Origin of the sequence: Pseudoalteromonas sp. SG44-8 (assembly GCF_014164125.1) — a bacterium.
Lineage (GTDB): Bacteria > Pseudomonadota > Gammaproteobacteria > Enterobacterales > Alteromonadaceae > Pseudoalteromonas > Pseudoalteromonas rhizosphaerae.
Genome location: NZ_JACJEQ010000006.1, coordinates 68,356 through 93,648, shown reverse-complemented (window position 1 = coordinate 93,648; position 25,293 = coordinate 68,356). Strand labels below are relative to the sequence as shown.

15 protein-coding genes and 2 tRNA genes are annotated in these 25,293 nt (G+C 39.5%); all 17 read left to right on the top strand.

The window, feature by feature from the left end; all coding sequences use genetic code 11:
* The first annotated feature begins 120 nt into the window (after positions 1 to 120).
* The 17 genes from H5163_RS07145 (at position 121) to pyrD (ending at position 25,189) form a co-directional block, all read left to right on the top strand.
* Positions 121 to 211 (top strand) — tRNA-Ser (locus H5163_RS07145).
* A gap of 52 nt (positions 212 to 263) precedes the next feature.
* Positions 264 to 354, top strand: a tRNA-Ser gene (locus H5163_RS07140).
* Positions 355 to 1,276: 922 nt separating this feature from the next.
* Positions 1,277 to 2,062: a PRC-barrel domain-containing protein gene (locus H5163_RS07135; protein ID WP_182734775.1), complete on the top strand. Its 786-nt coding sequence runs from the start codon at positions 1,277 to 1,279 to the stop codon at positions 2,060 to 2,062.
* 1,254 nt (positions 2,063 to 3,316) lie between these two features.
* Positions 3,317 to 3,712: a hypothetical protein gene (locus H5163_RS07130; RefSeq protein WP_145233799.1), complete on the top strand. Its 396-nt coding sequence runs from the start codon at positions 3,317 to 3,319 to the stop codon at positions 3,710 to 3,712.
* Positions 3,713 to 3,837: 125 nt separating this feature from the next.
* Positions 3,838 to 4,299, top strand: coding sequence for a GAF domain-containing protein (locus H5163_RS07125; protein ID WP_145233801.1), 462 nt, complete (start codon positions 3,838 to 3,840; stop codon positions 4,297 to 4,299).
* Positions 4,296 to 4,574, top strand: a complete 279-nt coding sequence (locus tag H5163_RS07120) for a hypothetical protein (RefSeq protein WP_064666123.1) — start codon at positions 4,296 to 4,298, stop codon at positions 4,572 to 4,574. Before H5163_RS07125 ends, H5163_RS07120 begins: the two co-directional genes overlap by 4 nt.
* Before the next feature lie 15 nt (positions 4,575 to 4,589).
* A complete protein-coding gene (gene proQ / locus H5163_RS07115) occupies positions 4,590 to 5,240 on the top strand; it encodes an RNA chaperone ProQ (protein WP_182734773.1) in 651 nt (216 codons plus the stop codon).
* A gap of 26 nt (positions 5,241 to 5,266) precedes the next feature.
* On the top strand, positions 5,267 to 7,306 hold the full coding sequence (gene prc / locus H5163_RS07110; RefSeq protein WP_182734771.1) for a carboxy terminal-processing peptidase: 2,040 nt from the start codon (positions 5,267 to 5,269) through the stop codon (positions 7,304 to 7,306).
* A gap of 162 nt (positions 7,307 to 7,468) precedes the next feature.
* Positions 7,469 to 8,947, top strand: a complete 1,479-nt coding sequence (gene nhaC / locus H5163_RS07105; protein WP_145233807.1) for a Na+/H+ antiporter NhaC — start codon at positions 7,469 to 7,471, stop codon at positions 8,945 to 8,947.
* Positions 8,948 to 8,996: 49 nt separating this feature from the next.
* Positions 8,997 to 11,591, top strand: a complete 2,595-nt coding sequence (gene pepN, locus H5163_RS07100) for an aminopeptidase N (RefSeq protein WP_182734769.1) — start codon at positions 8,997 to 8,999, stop codon at positions 11,589 to 11,591.
* A gap of 3 nt (positions 11,592 to 11,594) precedes the next feature.
* Positions 11,595 to 11,816: a DUF2835 family protein gene (locus H5163_RS07095; protein ID WP_182730953.1), complete on the top strand. Its 222-nt coding sequence runs from the start codon at positions 11,595 to 11,597 to the stop codon at positions 11,814 to 11,816.
* Between the two features lie 246 nt (positions 11,817 to 12,062).
* Positions 12,063 to 14,159: a DUF1302 domain-containing protein gene (locus H5163_RS07090; protein ID WP_145233813.1), complete on the top strand. Its 2,097-nt coding sequence runs from the start codon at positions 12,063 to 12,065 to the stop codon at positions 14,157 to 14,159.
* 10 nt (positions 14,160 to 14,169) lie between these two features.
* Positions 14,170 to 15,534 carry a DUF1329 domain-containing protein gene (locus H5163_RS07085; protein ID WP_145234104.1) on the top strand — a complete coding sequence of 455 codons (1,365 nt, stop codon included), beginning with the start codon at positions 14,170 to 14,172 and terminating at the stop codon, positions 15,532 to 15,534.
* A 153-nt stretch (positions 15,535 to 15,687) separates the two neighbouring features.
* Positions 15,688 to 16,689 (top strand): YCF48-related protein, encoded by a 1,002-nt coding sequence (locus tag H5163_RS07080; RefSeq protein WP_145233815.1) that lies wholly within the window; start codon positions 15,688 to 15,690, stop codon positions 16,687 to 16,689.
* Positions 16,689 to 19,013, top strand: a complete 2,325-nt coding sequence (locus tag H5163_RS07075) for an RND family transporter (RefSeq protein ID WP_182734767.1) — start codon at positions 16,689 to 16,691, stop codon at positions 19,011 to 19,013. Before H5163_RS07080 ends, H5163_RS07075 begins: the two co-directional genes overlap by 1 nt.
* A gap of 210 nt (positions 19,014 to 19,223) precedes the next feature.
* The gene (locus H5163_RS07070; RefSeq protein ID WP_182734765.1) at positions 19,224 to 24,065 is read left to right on the top strand and encodes an NAD-glutamate dehydrogenase; all 4,842 of its coding nucleotides are present in this window, start codon (positions 19,224 to 19,226) and stop codon (positions 24,063 to 24,065) included.
* 113 nt (positions 24,066 to 24,178) lie between these two features.
* Complete coding sequence (gene pyrD, locus H5163_RS07065; protein ID WP_182734763.1) at positions 24,179 to 25,189, top strand: quinone-dependent dihydroorotate dehydrogenase; 1,011 nt, start codon at positions 24,179 to 24,181, stop codon at positions 25,187 to 25,189.
* Positions 25,190 to 25,293 lie beyond the last annotated feature (104 nt).

Here is a 25,293-nt window from a genome sequence, read left to right as displayed (position 1 = left end):
TGATTTTTACTCAGGGGTGAGTTAAGAATAAACAAATCAATGATTTTTTAAGCACTTGAACACTTTTTTGAAAAAAAAGCTTCACAAAGAGCACTGCCTTCTCTATTATGCAGGCCGTGCGGAGAGATGGCAGAGTGGTCGAATGCACCGGTCTTGAAAACCGGCAGGGGTTTATAGCCCCTCTAGGGTTCAAATCCCTATCTCTCCACCACCTAATTAAAATAATTGCGAGTACACTCTTATTCGTGATTTATAAATGTTTCGGAGAGATGGCAGAGTGGTCGAATGCACCGGTCTTGAAAACCGGCAGGGGTTTATAGCCCCTCTAGGGTTCAAATCCCTATCTCTCCACCATATAAAACAAAAGGGCCGTTGATAATCAACGGCCTTTTTGTTTCTGAAGTTCTCCATAAAGATTGACTAAGACAATGTATTTTCATAATGCGCCAAATAACATGCACTTCATATAAATCCGGATAAGCCTTTAAATAAATTAACGGATCAAATCACACGCTAAACTATTGGTCGATTTTATCTGATAAGTTAATTGTTATCGGTGGAGTTGTTAGCTACTTGCAAGGCTTTGGTAATATCATTCATCGGGGCGCTGTGACTCTTCTCTGACCTGCGATATCAGATCATCATTCTTGTTCAAAGCAATAATGACTGTTTTATTATTATCTGGTGGTGCACCCAATGCTTTTTCTTTTAACTGTGAGTCAGAATCTAAGTTTGATCGTGGGAGTGTTGATGCACATCTTTCTTTGGTCTGGCCAATGACGTCCTATTCTGACATAAAAAATGGTAAACTAACAGCCAATACGTCGCGAATCTGATATTTATTATGATCTATTTTTGAGCGTAATATGGTAACTCATTCCTGAGCGAACTTTTTTGCTAGCTTGATAGACCGTTGAAATTTATTCATTGTTTATATTATCAAGCCATTGATGAGCTTCATTCAAAATTAAATTGTTTCTAATCTTTCATATATATCGGGTACATCCCAGTCAAAAATAGCGCGATCCTTCTTAATTAAATTATTCACGTCTTCGATGATATCGTTGCGATGGGCTGCTAACTCTAATTTTTTATTTTAGCCATTTCAGTTCACCTTAGAATTTATAGATAAATCTAGATTAGGCTTTTATTCATGCCAGTTCTGTGCGAAAGCGAACAGATTTAATGAGAAATTTGTTGCAAGCTTTTAGATGAAAACCCTATCAGCGAAACAATAATTTATTGTTTATCATTTTTAATCTGGAGCAAATACGCCATGTTACATACTCTGAATAATTTAAAAAATTTAGCTATTCATGCATCGGATGGAGATATTGGGCTTACCAAAGATTTTTACTTTGATGATAAACATTGGGTGATCCGATATCTGGTGGTCGAAACTGGATCTTGGCTATTAAGTAAAAAAATATTGCTTTCACCTATATCAATCAAAGAGTTGAATCAGAAACCACAGACGCTCACTGTTACAATTTCAAGAAAACAAGTTAAAAACTGCCCTGACATGGATAGCGAAAAACCAGTTTCTAGGCAGTATGAGCTAGAATACATGCGATATTATGGTTACTCACATTATTGGGATAACACTGATATATGGGGTGGTTATTCAAGCCCTAATATGATGTCACCTGGTTATTATAGTGTCGCACCAAAGCCTGATAACTTAGATGCACCAGATAATTTCGCAGATGTTGATGCAGCATTATCTCAAGATAATGATCATCATCTACGCAGTAGTAATGCAGTAACGGGTTATAAACTTGATGTCATAGACGGTGATCTGGGTCACTTACATGGTATGTTGATAGATACCGACACCTGGGAAATTCGTTATTTGATTATTAACACCAGTAATTGGTGGTTGGGTCATCTGGTTTTGATTGCCCCAAAATGGATTAAAGAGGTGAGTTGGCCCACTTCTAAAATCTATGTTGATATGACGCAGCAGCAAGTAAAAGATGCACCCACTTTTGATCCCTCAGTGCCTTTCAGTCTAGAGCATGAGCAAAGTCTGCAAACTCATTATGGTCGTAATGGTGAATAACAATATTACCTTTGAGTTAGGTGTTTGCTTGTCTTAGTTACGTTATTTATTTAAAAATTGTTATGTTAGTAAGTCATTTATTTCAAATATTTTATTCGAGAGTTTGGGTTTAAATCCCTATCTTTCGATCTTATAAAAAAAAAGGCCTAGTACTTACCTTTATTAATGCTCCATTGAATCTATACACATTCGTTGGTATGACGCGTGAGGTAGTAATATAGAAGACTTCAAACACTATTTATCAGCGGCAGTAGTAAGTTGTATACCTATGTTAATAGGCTACGTTTTTTTAAGTAATGAGCTAAATCTTTCTATATCAGAGCTTGTAACAGATTCATATATGCAGGCTTTTTTGAAGAGCTAGTCTTTAGAGCTGCTTTGTTTGGTATGTTGTTTCGCTTTTATCTTTGGGGTCATCTCAGCAGCACTAATTAGTGCTATAATATTCTGCTTGGGTCATATTTATCAATGACATGATGCCATTTCAGCGCAAATGGCTGTTACCATCTCAACAATAGCAGATACATGGTTTACTTGGTTATATTGCGAATGCGGCTTACGTTATATTTAATATGTCTGGTGGCGCAGCTGGCGATTTAAAAGAAAATCTATTCAAAGCAAAAGCCATTATTCTGAGTATCGTTTACGTTAACCTACATATCCGACGTGGGAAAAAGCGTGAAGTAACACTCTCGTCACTATTTCAAAATCAACCATATAGTTCGTCTAGGTTTATTAGAACACCCACTCAAAATATTTAATGGAGATAATGATGCTTGGATTGTTTTGGTCATGATAGTTTTTAGTTCACCTTTTGTATTACTGCTAATAATTAAACATTACTTTTTTTAGAAAACATTAGTTAAAAGAGAGTTGTTTTTCTTAGAACAAGCAAAGAGAACCGATACTGTCTTAGCGATGCAAAAGAAATTAGAGATTCTAGTTGCAAGAGTCATTGAACTTGAAGAAATAGTGACCACAGTAGCATTGATTTATCGAGAAAAATCGATCAACTGTAAATTTATAGCCTCTGTATATACAGAGGCAAAATTATACTTTTCTGTAAAGTGAATAACGCTAAACTCTATAACGGTTTAAAACTGGATCTTGCTTAGGTTAAACGGGCATCAAAATTACCCTATCATGATTGTTGTATGATTTATCATCGTAAATTACGACCATAGTCTCTATTTCGATGTTGTAAAACATCATGCATTCTTAGTATTTATTCAGGTATGATTTTAAGGACGCATTATGAAACATCGGCTTGCAAAAAGTGTTGGGTTATCATTACTTTCACCTGTGATCATTGGCAGTGTGTTAGGAGTTTATTATGCATTAACGCTCAATACCGATCCGCTGACTACCTTTTTCCAGTTACTTATGAGTGCGATAGCTAACGCGCATATTGTCGGTTTAACCATGGCTGCTTTTGTAGTACCCGGATATTTATTGATGTACAAGTACGCGAAAGTTAATTATTCGGGAGTACTGACATTAGGTTTACTCGGTGGTGCAATTTTTAGTTACTTACTCAGTGCAACAGGTGGTATGGTCTTTTTAATTAATACCGCGATGTCAGCTTTAGCGGCGGGACTGTTTTTATATGGATTAAGGTTAGGTGCGATAAAACAACAACCTCCTCAATAGCAGAATTATTAACCAAGCTTGCTGAAAATTAGGGCAAATTGCTTTTTTTTGCCCTGAAAAGGTTTCAATTATTGGCGACAAAGAGTACCTTTAGCTACTGTATGTTTGATAAGAAGTAGTTTGGTATGCAAAAGCAAGAATTTTACCAGTCATTAGTTAAACAAACTGAATCGCTAATTACTGGTGAACCTAACATTATTGCCAATATGGCGAATATTAGCGCGCTGTTATTTACGTCACTCGATGATGTAAATTGGGCTGGTTTTTATTTGATGGATTCACCAACTGAATTAGTGCTTGGTCCGTTTCAAGGTAATCCTGCATGTATCCGAATTCCTGTCGGAAAGGGTGTCTGTGGAACTGCCGCTGCAACTGCACAAACTCAACTAGTTGAAGATGTACATGCATTCGCAGGTCATATTGCCTGTGATGCAGCGTCTAATTCTGAAATAGTAATACCTATTCATAAAAATGGTGAAGTATTTGCTGTTTTAGATATCGACAGCCCAAGTATTGCTAGGTTTGATGTTGATGATAAGCAAGGTTTAGAAGCACTCGTCGCATGTTTTGAGGCAACTATTGCATGAAAGACTTAGTAAATGTACAGGATTATCTGTTTGCCATCACTGATGTAGGTGATTGGGAAGGGGATGAAGAGCATGTAGCGGAAACGCTCAACGATTTAATTCATATTGCATGGGATCGTCTTCCTGATGACACTGAATGTGAATTAATTGATGAAATAATTAACGGTATTTGGGAACACCTTCGAGGCGATATGGCTGTAATTGAAGCCGACTTTGAAGAGTTGGTCGACTGGGTAACACACTACGTCGATTCGTCCCTTGATGAAAAGATGTGAAAAATAGGTTCTAAAATGGAAACCACAAACAAGCTAAAAGATATTAATGAAGTATTGGAATTTTTATACCAAGAATTCCCAGAATGTTTTAAACAAAAAGACGGTATCAAGCCGCTGAAAGTAGGTATCTTTAAAGATATCGCTGAGCGAATTGAAGGTTCTGAAAAAGTAAGTAAGACGCAAGTACGTCAAGCGCTGAGAAAGTATACGTCTAACTGGCGTTATTTAGAAGCTGTTACTAAGTCTGAGTTTCGTATTGATCTTGATGGAAATCAAGGTGCTAAAGTGGAGCAAGAACATATTGATCATGCTCAAAAAGCACTTGAAGAAAGTCGTGCGAAAATGGCTAAACGTAAAAAGTCACAACGTCCACGTAATGATTCAGACACAAAATCTTACAAAAAGAAACCAGGCCAATTCGCTAAACCAGGCGATAAAAACGCTAAAGTTAATGCCACACCAGCAAAAGCTGCGCCGGTTAAACGTTCAGGTAAAATTGAACCTTTACCAGCAAGTGAGGTCAAGGTTAATAACAAAGTTAAAGTTAAACTTGGCCAAGCCCTTGTTAATGCAGTAATCACTGAAGTGAACAAAGAAGACGTTCATGTAGAGTTGGTAACTGGCATGCAAGTTAAAACTAAAGCAGACAGCCTGTACATTATTTAAGCTGTATATAAATTAAGGAGTTGTGTATGAGTCAGAAGTTTAAGCTCATTCCGTTAGTTGCCGCCCTGTATTCAGGTTTATTATTTGCATCAGATATTGCTGATGTTAATGATGTAGTTACAGCAAAAGACTTGCCAGTACTTACGCAAGAGAGTCAGCATAGTACGGCTAGCAAACGGGTGACAAACTTATTTACTCGTGCACATTATAAACCAATTCGTTTTGATGACGCACTTTCAAGTAAAGTGTTTGACCGTTATATCGAATCCCTTGATTTTAATAAAAGCGTCTTTTTGGCTGCGGATATTGCCTCATTTGAGCAATACCGCAACCAATTTGATAATGCATTAACGACCGGTAAACTTGATTTTACCTTTGATATTTTCAACCTAAGCATGCAGCGTCGTTTTGAGCGTTATGAGTATTCTTTAAAGTTACTTGAAACACCAATGACCTTTGATAATGCGGATGAATATTACTTTGATCGTGAGGATGCTGATTGGGCAAAAACGCAAGCTGAGTTAGACGAGCTTTGGCGTGAACGTGTAAAATATGATGCACTACGATTAAAAATGACCGGTAAAGATTGGCCTGGTATAAAAGAATTATTAACTAAGCGTTATCACAATGCACAAAAACGTTTAGTGCAAACCAATAGTGAAGATGTATTTCAGATAGTAATGAACTCTTTTGCGCGAAGTATTGAAGCACATACCTCCTATTTATCGCCACGCAGAGCTGAACAGTTCAAAATGGACATGGATCTGGAACTAGAAGGTATTGGTGCAGTACTAAGCTACGACGAAGACTACACGGTTATTCGCAGCTTGGTTCCAGGTGGACCTGCTGATAAATCGGAGCAAATTAAAGCTGATGACCGTATTATCGGCGTTGCTCAAGACAAAGAAGAATTTGTTGATGTCATTGGCTGGCGTTTAGATGACGTAGTTGATTTAATCAAAGGACCAAAAGGCACTAAGGTGCGGTTACAATACTTAAAAGGTGCTGATGATCATGGCGCGCCTAAAGTAGTTGAAATTATTCGCGATAAAATTCGCCTCGAAGATAGAGCTGCAAAATCAGAAGTATTCAAAGCAAAATATTCTGATTTAACCAGCAAAATAGGTGTTATTGAGATCCCTGGTTTCTACAACAACTTGTCTAAAGACGTTAAAGTAGAATTGGCGAAATTAAAAGAAGCCAAAGTAGATGGCATTATAATTGACCTACGTCAAAATGGTGGTGGTTCATTATATGAAGCAACACAACTATCTGGTTTGTTTTTTGACCAAGGTCCAGTAGTACAAATTCATACTCTAAATAATCGCATTGAAGAGCAAAAAGACCGTGATGGTGTTACGTTTTACGATGGCCCCCTTACGGTGCTTGTTGATCGCTACAGCGCATCTGCCTCTGAGATTTTCGCCGCAGCGATGCAAGACTATGGTCGAGCAGTAATACTTGGTGAGCAAACGTTTGGTAAAGGCACTGTGCAGCAGCATAAGGGCTTAGGCCGTGCTTACGATTTATACGATAATCCACTTGGCAGTGTGCAATATACGATTGCAAAGTTCTATCGTATCAATGGTGGTAGCACACAGCATAAAGGTGTGATCCCAGATATTTCATTCCCATCAGCAATTGATCCAGCGGAATGGGGCGAAAGCCAAGAGGATAATGCATTACCGTGGGACAGTATCGTACGCGCCAAATATAACTCGGTTGATGACTTACACCCAGCCATTGCTTACTTAAGCAAAGCGCATGCTGAACGCATTAAATCAGAACCAGAGTTTAATTATGTTTTTCAAGATATTACGCGTTATAAAGAAGAGAAAGACCGGAAAACTATTTCTCTTGTAGAAGCGCAGCGTATTAAAGAAAAAGACGATGGTGAAGCGCGTGCATTAGCTCGTACTAATGAAAGGCTTACTCGTTTAGGTGAAAAACCGATTGAGAGCTTGGATGATGCGCCTGATGTCTTAGACGACTTAGATCCATTCCTAGAAGAAGCTGCATTAATTACCCAAGATTATATTAAGTTTGGTCGTGTAGCTAAGAAATAACTTGTTTTACATATTAATAAAAAAGGCGCTTTGGCGCCTTTTTTGCTGCCTAAAACTCTTGATATTGCTATAATTACTGATTAAACGCTGACAAAAGTAAGTAACTTAGTTAGGCTAAGCGTCGCGTCTGTGCTAAAAAATAATAATTAAACGCGCATAAAAATGCGCGTAGGAGTCTCAATTTTGAATTCACAAAAAGAAAAACCCATCCTACAGGCCAGCTTTTTCGATGCCTTGATCCCAATTTCTGTACTGATTTGTTTATTAGGTGCTGCGGTCTATTTATTTGGCGATAGTTCGTCATCAGGGCCGAATCAAATTGCGCTACTGTTTGCTACATTTACAGCTGCACTTATTGGCCTTAAAAATGGCTATACTTGGAAAAAACTTGAACAAGCTATGATAGAAGGGATCACTCTATCTTTGGGCGCTATATTAATTTTGTTAATGGTTGGCGCGCTGATCGGCACTTGGCTGCTGTCAGGCACTGTACCTACGCTTATTTATTATGGTTTACAGGTAATTAATCCTAGTTGGTTTTACGCAGCAAGCTGTTTAATTTGTGGCATTGTAGCAATGAGTATTGGTAGCTCTTGGACCACGGCGGCGACAATAGGTGTAGCGCTACTCGGTGTTGCTACTGGCCTTGGATTAGAGCAAACAGTGACGGCCGGTGCCGTAATATCTGGGGCTTACTTTGGCGATAAACTCAGTCCACTGTCTGAAACAACAAATTTAGCTCCTGCGGTTGTGGGAGCTGATTTATTCGAGCATATTCATCATATGCTATGGACGACTGTACCAAGTTTTGTGATTGCACTAATCATCTTTATTTTTATGGGCTTTAATGCCACAGCGTCAAGTGAGGCTGGGCGTATTGATGAAATAACCGCTATTCTACAACAAAACTTTAATATAGGTTTAGAGATGCTGGTGCCACTGATTGTTTTACTGGTGTTAGCAATTAAAAAAATGCCTGCATTTCCGGCAATTTCAATCGGTGCGGTACTTGGTGCAGTATGGGCAATGATTTTTCAATCAGACCTAATTGCAACACAAATTGATGGCTCTCAGGGGCAAATTGTCGGTTATTTTAAATTGGTTTGGAGTACATTTTTTGATGGCTTTAGTATCCTCACAGGCGATGAAAAAATGGATTCATTACTCAGTGGTGGTGGAATGTCTGGCATGTTAACCACAACGTGGCTGATTATGACGGCATTGATGTTTGGCGCCATTATGGAAAAAACAGGTTTATTAGATATTTTTGTAAAAAGTATTCTTAAAATTGCGAAAAGCACTGGCTCTTTAATTACTGCTACTATTGCGACCTGTATTGGTACCAATGTAATTGCTGCAGATCAGTATATCGCTATTGTGGTCCCTGGTCGGATGTTTAAAGAAGAATATGCAAAGCGTGGTTTGAAACCTGTTAATTTATCAAGAACATTAGAAGATGGCGGGACGATCACCAGTCCCCTGATCCCTTGGAATACCTGTGGTGCATATATGCAAAGTGTATTACTGATCAACCCATTTGATTATGCGCTATATGCATTTTTTAATCTTATAAATCCATTACTAGCTGTTATTTATGCTTACCTAGGCATTAAAATTTTACGTATTAAGCCAAAACAATAGCCATAAATTATACGCTCCTCTGCTAAGAGGAGCCACTTTGGAGTTTCACATGACTGCATTAAAAAAACCTCAAGCACAGTATCTTAAAGATTACCAAGCTCCACCATTTTTAATTGATCACATTGATTTGACCTTCGATTTATTGCCGTTAAACACCCGTGTTACGAGTGTAATGACGATCACGAAAAAAATAGCTGGTGTGGCAGATTTAGTGCTTGATGGCATTGATTTGACACTGATCTCAATTACTGTAGATAACAACGCATATACAGATTATGACCTACTTGATGAGCAGCTTGTGATCCATAATTTACCAGCGCAATGTCAGCTTACAATCGTTAATGAAATAGCGCCAAAAACTAACACATCCTTAGAAGGTTTATATCTATCTGGCGGGGCGTATTGTACACAATGTGAAGCGCAAGGTTTTAGAAAAATAACCTATTATCTTGACCGCCCAGACGTACTTGCAAGCTTTGACGTGACGATTATTGCTGACGAGCAGTTTACTCATTTATTATCAAATGGTAATAAATTAGCGGAAGGTAAATTAGACAATGGCCGTCACTTTGCAAAATGGCAAGACCCATTCAAAAAGCCAAGTTACTTGTTCGCACTTGTTGCAGGGGACTTTGATGTACTTGAAGATACCTTTGTTACGCAAAGTGGTCGTACAATAGATTTAGCCTTGTTTGTTGATAAAGGGAATTTACCGAAAACCCCTCATGCGATGGCATCACTTAAAAAATCAATGCAGTGGGATGAGCAGCGTTTTAATCTTGAGTATGATTTAGATATTTACATGATCGTTGCTGTGGATTTTTTCAATATGGGCGCGATGGAAAATAAAGGTCTGAATATTTTCAACTCTAAATGTGTGTTGGCTAATCAAGAAACCGCCACTGATAAAGATTATCACACTATAGAGTCAATCGTTGGTCATGAGTATTTTCATAATTGGACAGGAAACCGAGTGACTTGTCGTGATTGGTTTCAACTGTCGTTAAAAGAAGGCTTAACAGTTTTTCGTGATCAAGAGTTTAGCAGTGATTTAGGCTCGCGGGCACTGAATCGTATTGATGCGGTTAAAGTAATGCGTACTCATCAATTCAGTGAAGATGCCGGTCCTATGGCACATCCGATCCGTCCTGAACAAGTGATTGAGATGAATAACTTCTATACAGTAACTGTGTACGACAAAGGCGCTGAAGTTATCCGTATGATGCACACGTTATTGGGAGAAGAAAAGTTCCAGCAGGGCATGGCACTTTATTTTCAGCGTCATGATGGGCAAGCCGTTACCTGTGATGATTTTGTTGCGGCTATGAGTGATGCCTCAGGTATCGATTTAACTCAGTTTAAACGTTGGTATAGCCAAGCTGGCACACCACGGCTAATCGTAAAACAAGAGTATGATAAGCTCAGTGGTACTTTTTCACTGCATATAGAGCAGCTGGCACCGCTTAATCAGCCAGAAAATGCGCCATTACATATCCCATTTGCTATCGAGCTACTTAATCAACAGGGCGAGTCTGTCTCTTTACAGTTTGAAGGACAGCCACTTGATCATGTCTTAGATGTTACAACAGCGCAGCAAACGTTTAGCTTTGATGGTTTAACCGCGAAGCCTGTAGCGGTGCTACTAGAGGATTTCTCTGCGCCGTGTATTGTTGAGCAACAAAATACAGCCACTGAATTATTACACATTATGCGCTTTGCGCGCAGTGACTTTTCGCGTTGGGATGCTCAACAACAATTGTTCATTGGGGCGGTTAAAGGGGCCATTATAACACCTGAAAATAATCAATTGGATCCAGCAATTATTACTGCATTACGTAGTTTATTAGTTGATCAGGAGGGAGATTTAGCTTTAATTGCTGAATTATTAAAGCTGCCTAGTTTTGATACCCTCGCAGCTGAGTTTAATGTGATCCCTGTGGATCAATTGGTTGCGGTGACAAATCAGTTTGAGTTACAAATTGCTCAGCAACTGCGTAGTGAGTTCTTAGACTGTTATCAAAGTTTAATTGATGACGGCTCTGTAAGTGCAACAGCTGTCGCTATACGTGCATTAAAAGGTATGTGCTTGCATTATTTGGCAAAAATTAATGAGCTTGATATCAATCAACTTCTTGTTAGTACTGCTAATTCACACAATATGACCAATGTACTCGCCGCGCTCAGTGCAGTGGTAAAAGCTGATAATCCATTAGCAAAAGAGTTGTTAAACCAATTTGACAGTCAGTGGCGCCATGATGTGTTAGTGATGGATAAGTGGTTTGCATTGCAAGCAATGCAAGGTGGCGATGACGCCATTACTAATATCAAAAAGTTATATGATCACCCTTGTTTTGATTTTTCAAACCCAAACCGTGTCAGGGCACTAGTGGGCAGTTTTAGTCATTTTAATACCGCACAGTTTCACCGTGAAGATGGTACAGGTTATCAATTGCTAGGTGACTTACTAGTTAAGCTTAATGCAATCAACCCCCAAAATGCATCACGTATGTTAACGCCATTTATGTCATGGCGCAGATATGATGAGGTACGTTCAGTTGCAATCAAAGCTCAGCTGCAACGCCTAGCTTTGCTTGATAATTTAAGTGATGACTTGTTTGAAAAAGTTGATAAAGCACTACAATAAATTATGATCGAATATTATTTTTTACTGAACTTAACCTACAAGCAGTGCATGGATTACTACGAAGGTAAGTATACATCAGTTCAAGTAATTGAAGATGGTGGCAAAAAAGTACGTTTTGCCGCCAGCCATTTGCGTCCTTTTATTTCCTCTTTAGGGGTAAGAGGGCGCTTTCGACTTTTGCTTACTCCAGAGTATAAATTTTTACGTTTGGAGCGTATTGCCTAAAACAATATTTTAAAATAATCACTTATAATATTGTTTTTTTGTTAATTCGATTTGTCCTATTGTTAATTTACGTGTATAAATTATCTGGTAGGACGTCTTACCATTAGGTTAACGTCAACTAAACAGAAAAATTATGACCGATTGAACGCGTTCTATTTGTAATTTCTTTATTTCGCTTCTATCGTTACGACTACACTAAAAACAATAACTTGATCACAAAATTACCCGCGACAGGGGGAACACACAATGATAAGAAGATCGCTTTTTGTTAAAAATAAACTAGTACTAGGCATCGCAGCCGCTACTTTAGGGTTATCAGCAGCACACACACAGGCTGCAACGTTTGAGGCTGGAGGGTTTGATATAACCTTCGACTCTGCTTTTTCTTATGGACAAAGTATCCGTGTTGAAGACCGAAACTTTAACTTAATAGGTAAAAGTAATAACCCGTCTTTTGATTGGACAGGTTATAACTCTGTATTAAATCCAATTTATTCAGCGCAAGATGTCTGGGCCCAACCTGGCTCTTACTCTAATAACGGCGACGCTGGTGATTTGAACTTTGATAGCGGTGAATCTTTTTCAAAGCTGTTGAAAGGGACGCATGATTTATCTATCAACAAAGATAACTATGGTCTATTTACTCGATTTATGTATTTTTATGATTTTGAATTGATGGATGGCGATCGTGCCTATGTTAATCCAACTTCAGGGCAAGGAGTTGATCCTTGTGATGATAAAGACACAAAGAAACAAAGCTGCGCAGATATTCGTCTATTAGATGCTTACGTATGGGCTAACTTTGATTTAAATGACGGCAATAACCCGCTTTCTATTCGTCTAGGACAACAAGTTATAAATTGGGGAGAAAGTACATTAATTTCTCACGGTATTAACGTAAATCCGGTCGATATTGATCGGTTAAAAGCGCCGGGTGCAGAGCTTAAAGAAGCTTTTATTCCAGTTGGTATGTTATGGGCATCTTTAGGGATCACTGAAAATGTGACTTTGGAAGGCTTTTACCAATACCAATGGCATGAAACACGTTTACCTGCAGCTGGAACGTATTTTTCAACCAATGACTTTGCCGCTGAAAATGGTTATCAGCAAAATGTACAGCTTGGTTTTACCTCCAACCCAGATATCGATTTAGCGTTTTTAACTGATAGCTTAAATAATTTGATGACTACCTTTGGTCAAGCTGCTGCCGCTAAAGGGATCGACCCTGCAAGTCCCGCAGGGCAAGCATTATTGGCACAAACTTATCTGGCATACCCTACTAAAGTCGCTCTTAAAGGCAAAGGGGATGATGGTAAAACTGAGCCTGATGATGGTGGTCAATATGGTTTACGTTTAGGTATGTTTTTACCAGATTTTTATGACACTGAAGTTGCACTTTACCATGTAAACTACCATAGCCGCCGTCCTCTTATTTCAGGTCGCGTATCTAACTTTACACAAGCGTCACTGGCCCAAGATTTAGCCATGTTAGCAACGACTAAAATTACCTCTGACAATGTCTCTGATTTAAAAGCATTTGCTAAAGCAACCAATGAGTATCCAGAAGATATTAAATTGTATGGGTTAAGCTTTAATACATCAATTGGTGAAACGGCGTTTGCTGGTGAGTTCACCTTCCGTGAAGACGAACCACTACAAATCGATGACGTAGAATTGCTTTATGCTGCTATGCCTGAGCAATTAGCGTTAGCGGGACTTCGTCCTGAGTTTGCCGGTATTTCACAAATGAGTCAGGGTAACGCAGTTAGTGTTGTAGGCCCTGGGGAATTAGCAAAAGGTTATATTGAGCGTAATACTAGCCAATTGCAGTTTACAGCAACACATTTATTTGGCCCATCACTGGGTGCAGATAGCTGGGCTGTAGTGGGTGAAATTGGCGGCGTGCGCATAAATAATATGCCTGAATACGATGAAATGCGTTTAAATGTTTCAGGCACTGGTCGAAGCGGTATTATGACCGGCCCTAATGCAGATGATTACTCAACACTTCATATGGCTTTGTCTAATGGCCCCGAACAAAAAGAGTTTGCGACAGCATCATCATGGGGATATCGCTTAATTGCTAAAGGCGATTATTACAACTTCTTTAAAGGAGTTAATTTTTCACCTCGCTTTGTTTTCTCACATGATGTAAATGGTAACACACCAGACCCGATGTTCTTGTTTATTGAAGATCGCAAGTCACTTGGAGTGACAGCCAACTTTAATTATCAAAATGCATGGTCATTTGACTTTAGCTACAACTCTTTCTGGGGTGGTGGAGATACCAATACTTTCTCAGACCGTGATTTTGTTTCTTTTAATATTAAATATTCAATTTAAGGGTATCATGATGATAAAAAAACCTACCCTCATTGCACTAACGCTATGTAGTTTATTTTCTACAACAGCGGTCGTTGCAAAAATGACGAGCGAAGAAGTTGCGCGCTTAGGTGCAGATCTAACCCCATTAGGTGCTGAAAAAGCGGGTAATGCTGATGGCTCAATTCCGGCATGGACAGGTGGTATTACTAAAGCACCGGCAGGTTATACGCCGGGAATGCATCATCCAGATCCGTATGCTGACGACAAAGTACTTTTCACCATTGATAAATCAAATGTTGATAAATACAAAGCAAATTTAAGTCCTGGTCAAGTAGCTCTTTTTGAAGCGTATCCAGATACGTTTAAAATGAACATCTATACTACTCATCGCAGTGCTTCAAACCCACAGTTTGTCTATGATGCAACAAAACAATACGCACCAACTGCAGAGTTGATTGAAGAAGGTAATGGGATAAAAAATACTGCTATTGGCATTCCTTTTCCTATTCCAAAAACTGGCTTAGAGGCAATTTGGAACCATTTATTACGCTACCGTGGTCTGTCAATTGAGCGTTTTGGCGGTCAAGCGGCTCCAACAGCCTCAGGTTCGTATAATATGGTTGGCTTTGATGAGCAACTGTTAGTTAAGTACTCAGATCCAAAAGCAACACCTGCAGAGTTACAAGAATCTAATATTTTGTTTAAATTTAAACAAAAAGTCACCGAACCTGCGCGTTTAGCTGGCACGGCGCTATTAGTTCATGAAACCATGGACCAAATTTTAACTCCACGACAAGCGTGGACTTACAATTCTGGCCAGCGTCGTGTTCGTCGCGCGCCTAATGTTGCTTATGATGCACCAGGAACAGCAGCTGATAGCTTGCGTACAACCGATGATTTCGATATGTTTAACGGTTCGCCAAACCGCTATACATGGACGCTCAAAGGTAAGCAAGAGCTTTATGTACCATACAATAGTTATAAGCTACACAGTGATAAGTTACAGTATGACGATATTCTGATGGCCGGTCACATCAACCCGGAACATGTGCGTTATGAAAAACACCGTGTTTGGGTTGTAGAAGCAGATCTGAAAGGCGACACTCGTCATATTTATAAGAAGCGCGTATTTTATATTGATGAAGATAGCTGGCAAGTTCAAGTGACGGATATCTATGATAACCGTGACCAAATGTACCGTGTAGCGATGGCTCATACAATTAACTATTACGATGCGCTCACTAACTGGAGTACGTTAGACGTTTACTACGATTTGAATTCACGCCGTTACCTAGCGATTGGTTTAGATAACCAAGAGAAAATGTATGATTTCTCACAATCGTTTAATGATAATGAATTTACCTCAAGTGCACTGCGCCGCGAAGGTCGTTAATACACTCTAAGCACCTGGAATTATCTAGGTGCTTTTTTATTATTTCAAATCGCGTTTGTCACTCTGACACGCACTGGGTCATGACACTAACCGAGTCCCCCGACTGCACGTTATATACCGACAAACACATTCTTTTCAAGGCGATTTTAATTTATGAAGTACATGCTTTATGCAGGTCTTGCCGCTGTGGCGAGCCTTTCAACTCTTTCTATTGCAGCTGAACCACTTGCTGCAATTGTCGCAACTAAAGCAGATAAAACCCTGTTGACTGATATTGAATACACAGGAAAGCAACTGGTCGCTGTTGGAAAACATGGCACTATAATTACAAGCAGTAATGCAAAAAATTGGCAACAAGCGAGCGTTCCAACGCAAGTGTTATTAACGGCGGTTGCTTTTAGTGGCAGTGAACTTGGTTGGGCTTGCGGGCATGATGCGACTATTATTCATACCAATGATGGTGGTGCAAACTGGCAGTTGCAACAGGTGAACACGCAATTAGATAAACCTTGCTTAGATATTTTATTTACCAGTGAGCTCCACGGCTTTGCTGTGGGTGCCTATGGTATGTTTTATGAAACCAGTGATGGTGGCAAACATTGGCAAAAACGTTTTCTGGATTCTTTATTATTTGCTGATGATAGAGATTACTTAAATGATTTAAAAGAATCAGATCCACAAGGCTATGAAGCCGAAACTGCATCAATATTGCCGCACTTTAATCGTATTGTCACAACAAAAGATAAACTTATGTTAGTGGGCGAAATGGGTTTGTTAGCGCACAGTACAGACAACGGAAAAACATGGCAACGCGATGAAGAAATCTACCGTGGTTCTTTTTTTGCTTATGCCAGCGATGAACAAGGGCAAGAAATAGTTGCGGGTTTAAGAGGCAATATTTTTAGCCGTCAGGTAGGTGAGCAATGGCAACCAATAAGTAATAATAAAACCGCCACAATCAATAGTATTATCGCTAGCGGTGATAATCAATGGTTGTTACTTGCCAACAGCGGTGTGATTTTCCACTATAAAAATAATCAACTTACTATTGAGCAGTTAGCGGATGGTAAAGCAATTCTTGATGCCGTTATTTTTGAAAATCAATTGGTTATGGCATCAGAAAATGGCATTAAAGTGAAGGGGATGGCTCCATAATGCACACAATCGTCAATTTTTTAGAGAAAGCAGTTTTTCGTCATCGATTAATGATGGTGATAAGTTTTATTTTAATAACATGTTTTTTAGGTTTTAAAGCCACACAAATCCAACTTGATGCTTCATTTAATAAAAATATTCCACTTAATCATGATTATATGAAAGTGTATTTAAAACATGAAAAGCAATTTGGTGGCGCAAATAGTATTTTGATCTCAGTGTGTGATGATAGCGGTGATGTTTTTAATCCTGAGTTTTTCACCCAATTAAAAGCTGTTCATGATCAGTTATATTTTATTCCTGGGGTGAATCGTCCGTTAGTGAATTCAATTTTTTCACCCAGTGCACGTTTTGTTGAAGTTGTTGAAGACGGCTTTGCGGGTGGGCCAATTATTCCCGCCAATTTTACTGCTGATCAACGAGGTTTAGCGGTTGTTAAAGAGAATATCGAAAAAGCGAAAGTCGTAGGCAGGATGATTGCCTCTGATTATTCGTGTGCGATGGTAACCGCGCAGTTGATGGAAACTGATCCGCAAACGCAAGAAAAATTAGATACGTTAGCGTTTGCACAAAAGCTAGAAAGCGAAATTCGAGAGCCATTGAGCACTGATAAAGTAAGTATCCACATTATTGGTTTTGCCAAAATGGCCGGTGATATTGCCGAAGGTGCGAAAGGGGTTGTGTTATTTTTTGCTATTGCTATCGCGTTTACTTTCATCATGGTGTGGTTATTTTGCGGCAGCATCAAGCTCACTATTTTACCTATAGCCTGTTCAATTATTGCCGTGGTTTGGCAGTTAGGGATATTGTCGAGCTTAGGCTTTGGTCTAGATCCAATGTCGATTCTAGTACCATTCTTAGTGTTCGCAATCGGCGTAAGTCATGGCGTACAGATGATCAATGCAATAGGTAAAAAAGTCGCCGAAGGAAGCAGTAATACGCGTCTTTGCTGTCAGGCTAGTTTTAGATCACTGTTAATACCCGGTGGTATTGCATTGCTGTCAGACACGGTCGGCTTTTTGACGTTACTAACCATAGATATAGGTATAATTCGTGAACTGGCTATCACAGCAAGTTTAGGTGTGGCTGTTATTATTTTTACTAATTTGATTTTATTGCCAGTATGGGCATCGTATATGCGCTTTGAAAACACAGTGCATATTCAATCAGGCAACAGCGAAAAACCAAACTTACTTGATTCAATTCGTGATCTGTTAGTCAAAGCCACGGATCCAAAATGCGCGAAAATCATTATTGGCTGCACCTTAGTATTGTTTGCTGTAGGTTATTGGCAAGCAGGGAAAATGCATATCGGCGATTTACATGCAGGTGCACCGTCATTGCATCAAGATGCCCGTTATAACCAAGATACCTTTTTAATATCGGACAAATATACAATTTCATCCGATATTCTAAAAGTGATTGTCGAAGCTTACCCTGCAGCATGTACAGAGCACGACGTAATGGATCGCATTAGTCGTTTTCAATATAAAGTTGAAAACTTAGCAGGTGTTCAATCAGCAGTATCCCTAAGCTCAGTAGCGCAGTCGGTTAATGCCGGGTACAACGAAGGTAATTTAAAATGGCAAAGTTTGCCTCGTAATACGGCAAGTTTGGTGCAATCTACCTCACGAGTCGAAACCAGTACCGGTTTACTCAATGGTGATTGTTCAGTTATGCCTGTGATTATCTTTTTAGATGATCATAAAGCGCAGACCATTGAACATATCATTGCCAGTGTTAAGCAATTTGCCATTGAAGAACAAACCGATATGCTGCAGTTTAAGTTGGCCTCAGGGCCTGTCGGCGTCATGGCTGCGACGAATGAATCAGTTTCTGCTGCACAATTACCTATGATGTTATACGTTTATGGTGCAGTTATTATTTTATGCTTGATTAGCTTTAAGAGTGTAAAAGCGACCATAGCGGTAGTGTTACCCTTGTATATTGTATCGACTCTTGCGCAAGCTTTAATGGTACAACTTGAAATCGGTCTGACGGTTTCAACGTTGCCAGTGATTGCACTAGGTGTAGGTATTGGGGTGGATTATGGGATTTATATTTTGTCATCGATGATGGGGCAATTAAAGCAAGGTGTTGCCTTACCAGTGGCGTATCGTAATGCACTAGTTGAGCGTGGTAGTGCGGTGTTATTTACCGGTATCACGTTAGCTATTGGTGTGAGCACCTGGATTTTCTCTGATCTTAAGTTCCAAGTGGACATGGGAATATTGTTAACCTTCATGTTTTTAGTCAATATGCTTGGCGCAGTATTACTTTTACCAGCAATTGGTAGTTTGATCTGGACTGACCAGAAAAAATAATGTGAATAATTTTGCTCCTAAATGGCCTGTAAAGGCCATTTATATCTATAATTTGTGAATAGATGACCAAATAGCTGAAATGCTTAAAATGTTTTCATCGAAAGGGCTGTTTATTAATTTTAAAAGGGTTAGAATTTGCCTGACTCCACACAATAAATTGCTGTACAAATTTTCCATCTAAGTAGGTGGTATAGATTTAAGGAACATGTAATGACACGAAATGAAGGGCAAGCCTCGGTTATCTTAGATAATGTCTGTAAGCTGATCCAGAAAAAAGTTCACGCTGATAATGTGTTACTCGTTGAGAAATTCGCCAAATCCTTGTACAGCAATATGTCTAAAGAAGATTTGGCACATCGCAATGATAGTGACTTATATGGCGCTGCACTTAGCCTATGGAACTCGCTAGAAAAAAATACCTCTGATGATGCGGTGATCCGCGTTTTCAATCCTGAAGTAGCAAAAGATGGCTGGCAGTCATCACACACAATCGTCGAAATTATCGCTAAAGATATGCCATTTTTAGTTGATTCTGTTCGTATGGCGATGACCCGCGAAAATATCGCATCTCACTTGCTATTACACAGCCCACTTAAGATTCAACGCGATAAAAACGCTAAAATTTCGGCTTTATCAAATTTAAAAGCCGAACAAGAGTCTAGCTCTACAAAAACAGTGTTTTTTATCGAAATTGATCGCCAAACAGATTCTTCAGTGATTGACTCGTTCAAAAAAGAGCTTGAGTCAGTGTTGAACGATGTGTCTACTGCGGTAGAAGATTGGCAACCGATCCGCAAAAAGTTAATTGCGGTCAGTAAAGAATTACCAAAACGTAATCATAACAACAATGCAAGTGAAGTTGCAGAGACTGTTGAATTCTTAGATTGGTTAGTAAAAGATAATTTTACATTAATGGGCTATCGCCAATACGATTTGTCGCCAGTACAAGGCGATTACCAGCTCAAAGGTAAAATCGAGGGCAGCTTAGGTTTGATGAAGAATTCAACCGAAGAGCATTCTCGCCTGTTATCTGAATTACCAGAAGTTGCCCGTCAAGAAGCCCGTAGCAATAACCTGTTGATCCTTACAAAAACCAATTCGTTATCACGCGTACATCGCCCAGCATACATAGATTATGTAGGGATTAAACGTTTTGATGATGAGGGGAATGTGATTGGCGAAGACCGTTTCATCGGGTTGTTTTCATCAAGTTTTTATAACAACAGCGCCGCTGATGTGCCAGTTTTAAAAAGTAAAATAAATCGCATCATGGAAATGTGTGATTTTGCCAAAGGCACTCATGCTTATAAAGCGGTATTAAATATTCTTGAAACCTATCCGCGTGATGAACTTGTTCAGGCCCGTGAAAGCGAGTTACTTGAAGTTGCAATGGGTGTTTTACAAGTACAAGAGCGCGATATGTGTCGCTTATTTGTGCGTAAAGATGCCTATGGTCGTTTTTTCTCTTGCATGGTCTATGTTCCGCGTGAGCGTTATAACACAGCACTGCGTCGTGAAACACAAGATATTTTAGGCAATGCATTTAATTCAGACGATAAAGTCGAATTTACTACCTTCTTCTCTGAGTCTACACTGGCGCGTACTCATTATACCGTGCGTGTGACTGACAACAATATAGAATATAACGTGAAAGACATCGAAAATAATTTAGTAGAAGCCGCTCGTACTTGGGAAGATAAATTACAATCAGCACTGTTAGAGTCTGCTGGTGAAGCACGTGGTAACGAATTAAACCGCAAATATTGTAATGCGTTTGCTCGTTCTTACAAAGATGAAGTACTGCCAAGTGCCGCTGTTGTTGATATTGAAAAGCTTGAACTATTGAATGACGATAACAAGCTTGAAATGTTGTTTTACCGTCCGCAAGAAGAAGCGAACAGCAACATTGTACGTTTGAGCTTATTCCACAAAGATGAGCCAATCCATTTATCAGACGTTATGCCAATGCTTGAAAACTTTGGCTTGCGCGTCATTGGTGAAACGCCTTATTCGGTTAAAACCAGCGATGGCCGTATCAACTGGATCATGGATTTCTCAATGCTACTTGATAGCAAAGGCATTGCAGATTTCGATAAAGTATCAGCACGTTTTCGTGCCGCACTTACTAGTGTGTGGAGTAACCGTTTAGAAAATGACGGCTTTAACCGTTTAGTGTTAATGGGTGGCTTAACTGGTCGCGAAGCCTCAATTTTACGCGCTTATGCAAAATACATGCGCCAAGTTGGGGTTACTTTCTCGCAAACCTACATCGAGAGCACATTAGCTAATTACCCGCACATTGGTTCGCAAATTGTTAATTTATTTGCTAAAAAGTTCTCTGTTAAAAGCCCTGCTAGTGTTAAAACGCTTGATAAGCTAATTGCGCAAATTTATGTAGAACTTGAAAACGTTGCTAACTTAGATGATGACCGTATTATTCGTTTATACGTCGATATGATCATTGCTACGCTGCGTACTAACTACTTCCAAAAAGATGACATAGGTCAGTTTAAGTCTTATGTGTCGTTCAAAGTAAATCCAAGCTTAATTCCAGATATGCCATTGCCATTACCGGCATTTGAAATATTTGTTTATTCTCCACGTGTAGAAGGTGTGCATTTACGTGGTGGTAAAGTTGCGCGTGGTGGCTTGCGTTGGTCAGATCGTCGTGAGGATTTCCGTACGGAAGTACTTGGTCTAGTTAAAGCACAACAAGTAAAGAATACAGTTATTGTACCTGTAGGCTCAAAAGGCGGCTTTGTTTGTAAACAACTGCCTACGGATCGTGACGCATTCTTCAAAGAAGGCCAAGAGTGTTACAAAATCTTCATTCGTGGTTTATTAGATATCACAGATAACATTATCCAAGGTGAAATTGTGCCGCCGGTTGATGTAACTCGTCATGATGAAGATGATGCATATTTGGTTGTAGCAGCTGATAAAGGTACAGCTACTTTCTCTGATATTGCCAATGGCATTGCCAATGAATATAACTTCTGGCTAGGTGATGCATTCGCATCAGGTGGTTCAGTAGGTTATGACCATAAGAAAATGGGTATTACGGCCAAAGGCGCATGGGAATCGGTTAAACGCCATTTCCGCGAAATGGACATTGATACACAAACAACTGATTTTACGGTAGTTGCAATTGGTGATATGGCTGGGGATGTATTTGGTAATGGTATGTTGTTATCCAAGCATATCCGTTTACAAGTGGCATTTAACCACATGCATATCTTTGTTGATCCAAACCCAGATTCAGCAACGTCTTACCCAGAGCGCGAGCGCCTATTTAACTTACCTCGTTCATCGTGGGAAGACTACAACAAAGACTTGATTTCAGCGGGCGGCGGGGTGTTCTCACGTGCGGCTAAATCAATCACTTTAACGCCAGAAATGAAAAAAATGTTGGGCACTAAAAAAGCCAGCATGACACCAAACGAGTTGATCAAAGCATTCTTAATGATGGAATTCGATCTATTATGGAATGGCGGTATTGGTACTTACATTAAGAGCAGTAAAGAAAGCGATGCAGATGTAGGCGACCGTGCAAATGACGCCCTACGTATCAATGGTAGTGAGCTTGGTGCAAAAGTACTCGGTGAGGGTGGCAACTTAGGTGCAACCCAATTAGGACGTATTGAATTTGCTGCTAAAGGCGGTCGCGTTAATACTGACTTCATCGATAACGTAGGTGGTGTTGCGTGTTCTGATAACGAAGTAAATATCAAAATTTTACTTAATGGTTTAGTTACAGCCGGTGATTTAACGCGTAAACAACGTGATGAACTACTGTATTCAATGACCGATGAAGTTGCACAACTGGTACTGAAAGATTGTTATCGCCAAACGCATACACTGTCAATTACGCAATCAAAAGGCTCATCAACGCTTAAAGAAAAAGTACGCTTTATTCATGCCCTTGAAAAAGATGGCAAGTTAAATCGTGCAATTGAATTTATTCCAAGCGATGAAGAGTTGGCAGAACGCGCTGCAGCGGGTAAAGATTTAACTCGCCCAGAGTTATCTGTGCTTGTGTCGTACGCTAAAATGGTACTTAAAGAGTCACTCGTGACTGACGACATCACAGAAAATCCATATTATCGTCAGCTATTAGTGAAGTCTTTCCCTTTACCACTACGTGAAAAGTTCAATACTGCGATGGATAATCACCCACTGCGTAAAGAGATTATTGCTACTAAATTAGCTAATAATATCGTTAACGATATGGGTCTGAACTTCATGGTACGTATGCATGAAGAAACTGGCGCAAACGAAGCTGAAATAGCGTTATGTTACTCTGTTGCCAGTGAAGTATTCCAAATGCGTGATACTTGGTCTGCAATTGTTGATCTTGATAACAAGATCCCAGCCGCAGTGCAAACTGAAATGTTGTATCAGTTACGTCGTACAGTACGCCGAGCAACACGTTGGTTCTTACGTCATCGCAATAAAGCGCAAAATATTGAGCAAACAATTGCCTTCTTTGCACCGACCTTCGCTGATTTAAGTGCAAACTTAACTAACTACATGGTTGAAAAAGAAAGTGAACGTTTATCTGCGGCCGCAGACAAGCTTATTGAAAGTGCAGTGCCAGCTGAGCTTGCAACACGCATTGTATCGCTCTCTAGCTTGTTCTCAGTAATGGACTTAGCAGAAGTTGCTGCAAATTCAGGGCGTAGTATTGATATGGTATCTAATACCTACTTCAAACTAGGTGCACGGATGGGACTGCATTGGTTCCTTGACCAAATTACTCATCAGCCGGTGGCGAATCATTGGCAAGCATTGGCCCGCGCTTCATACCGTGAAGAACTTGATTGGCAACAACGTACACTATCTGAAGTTGTTTTAAATAACTTTGCTGGTGATAACAAAGATGTTGACGGTCAAATTGATCAGTGGATGGACAGCCAAGATTTGTTACTACAACGCTGGAAGCAAATGTTAGCTGAATTTAAGACTTCACAAAGTCATGATTTTGCTAAGTTCTCAGTTGCATTACGTGAACTTATGCTACTTAGTCATAACTGTGATACATCTGCAAAATAAGCAATTGACACTGACTGGTTATTTTCTCACATGAAAATAATGAGTTAATCGTTAAAATTGTTATACAATACCCCAGCCTAGTCTGGGGTATTTTTTTATTAAGAGGATTATTTATGTTTTACGATCTTGCTCGCCGTTTTATGTTCACCCGTGATGCGGAATGGGCCCATGAATTTGCACTTCATAACTTACGCCGTTTTAACAATACCCCATTCAGTGCTGCATGGTCGCAATCAGTGGCAGATCGTCCAGTCGAATTTTTAGGTTTACAGTTTAAAAACCCAGTAGGATTAGCAGCTGGCCTTGATAAAAATGCAGAATGTATTGATGCGTTTGCAAAGATGGGTTTTGGCTTTATTGAGATAGGTACTGTGACACCTCGTCCACAAGTCGGTAATGACAAGCCGCGAATTTTCCGTCTGCCAGAGTCAAATGCAATTATCAATCGTATGGGCTTTAATAATAAAGGTGTTGATAACCTAATTAATAACGTTAAGGCTGCTAAATACGACGGCATTCTAGGTATCAATATTGGTAAGAATAAAGATACCCCAAATGAACAAGGTAAAGACGATTACATCCACTGTATGCGTAAAGTGTTTGAACATGCCTCATATATTACTGTCAATATCTCATCACCAAATACGCCTGGACTTCGTGATCTGCAATATGGTGCTGCACTGGATGATCTATTGCAAAGCCTTAAAAATGAGCAGCTTGATTTGATCGCCAAACATAATAAACAAGTGCCAATGCTAGTAAAAATTGCTCCAGACCTTGATGCTGTGCAAATAGCTCAAGTTAGTGAATCATTATTAAATAACAACATCGATGGTGTAATAGCGACGAATACTACCTTAGAGCGCGCTGCGGTGCATGGACAACAATATGCTGATGAAGCCGGAGGCCTGTCAGGTCAGCCAGTACGTGAGCGATCCACTCATGTAGTGCAAGAATTAAAACGTTTAACCGCAGGTAAGTTGCCGATCATTGGAGTGGGCGGAATTGATGATGCTGCCAGTGCGAAAGAAAAATTATCAGCAGGTGCAGATCTTGTACAGGTATACACTGGATTTATATATAAAGGACCGCAATTGGTAAAAACGATCCTGCAAGGCTTATAAGGATCCGTTATTTAAGCTTTTGATCGTTCAATAAATGTTCTAAAGAAATATATATTAATTGGTCAAAAGCCGCTATACTACAATATTCATAAGATTAATTAGTA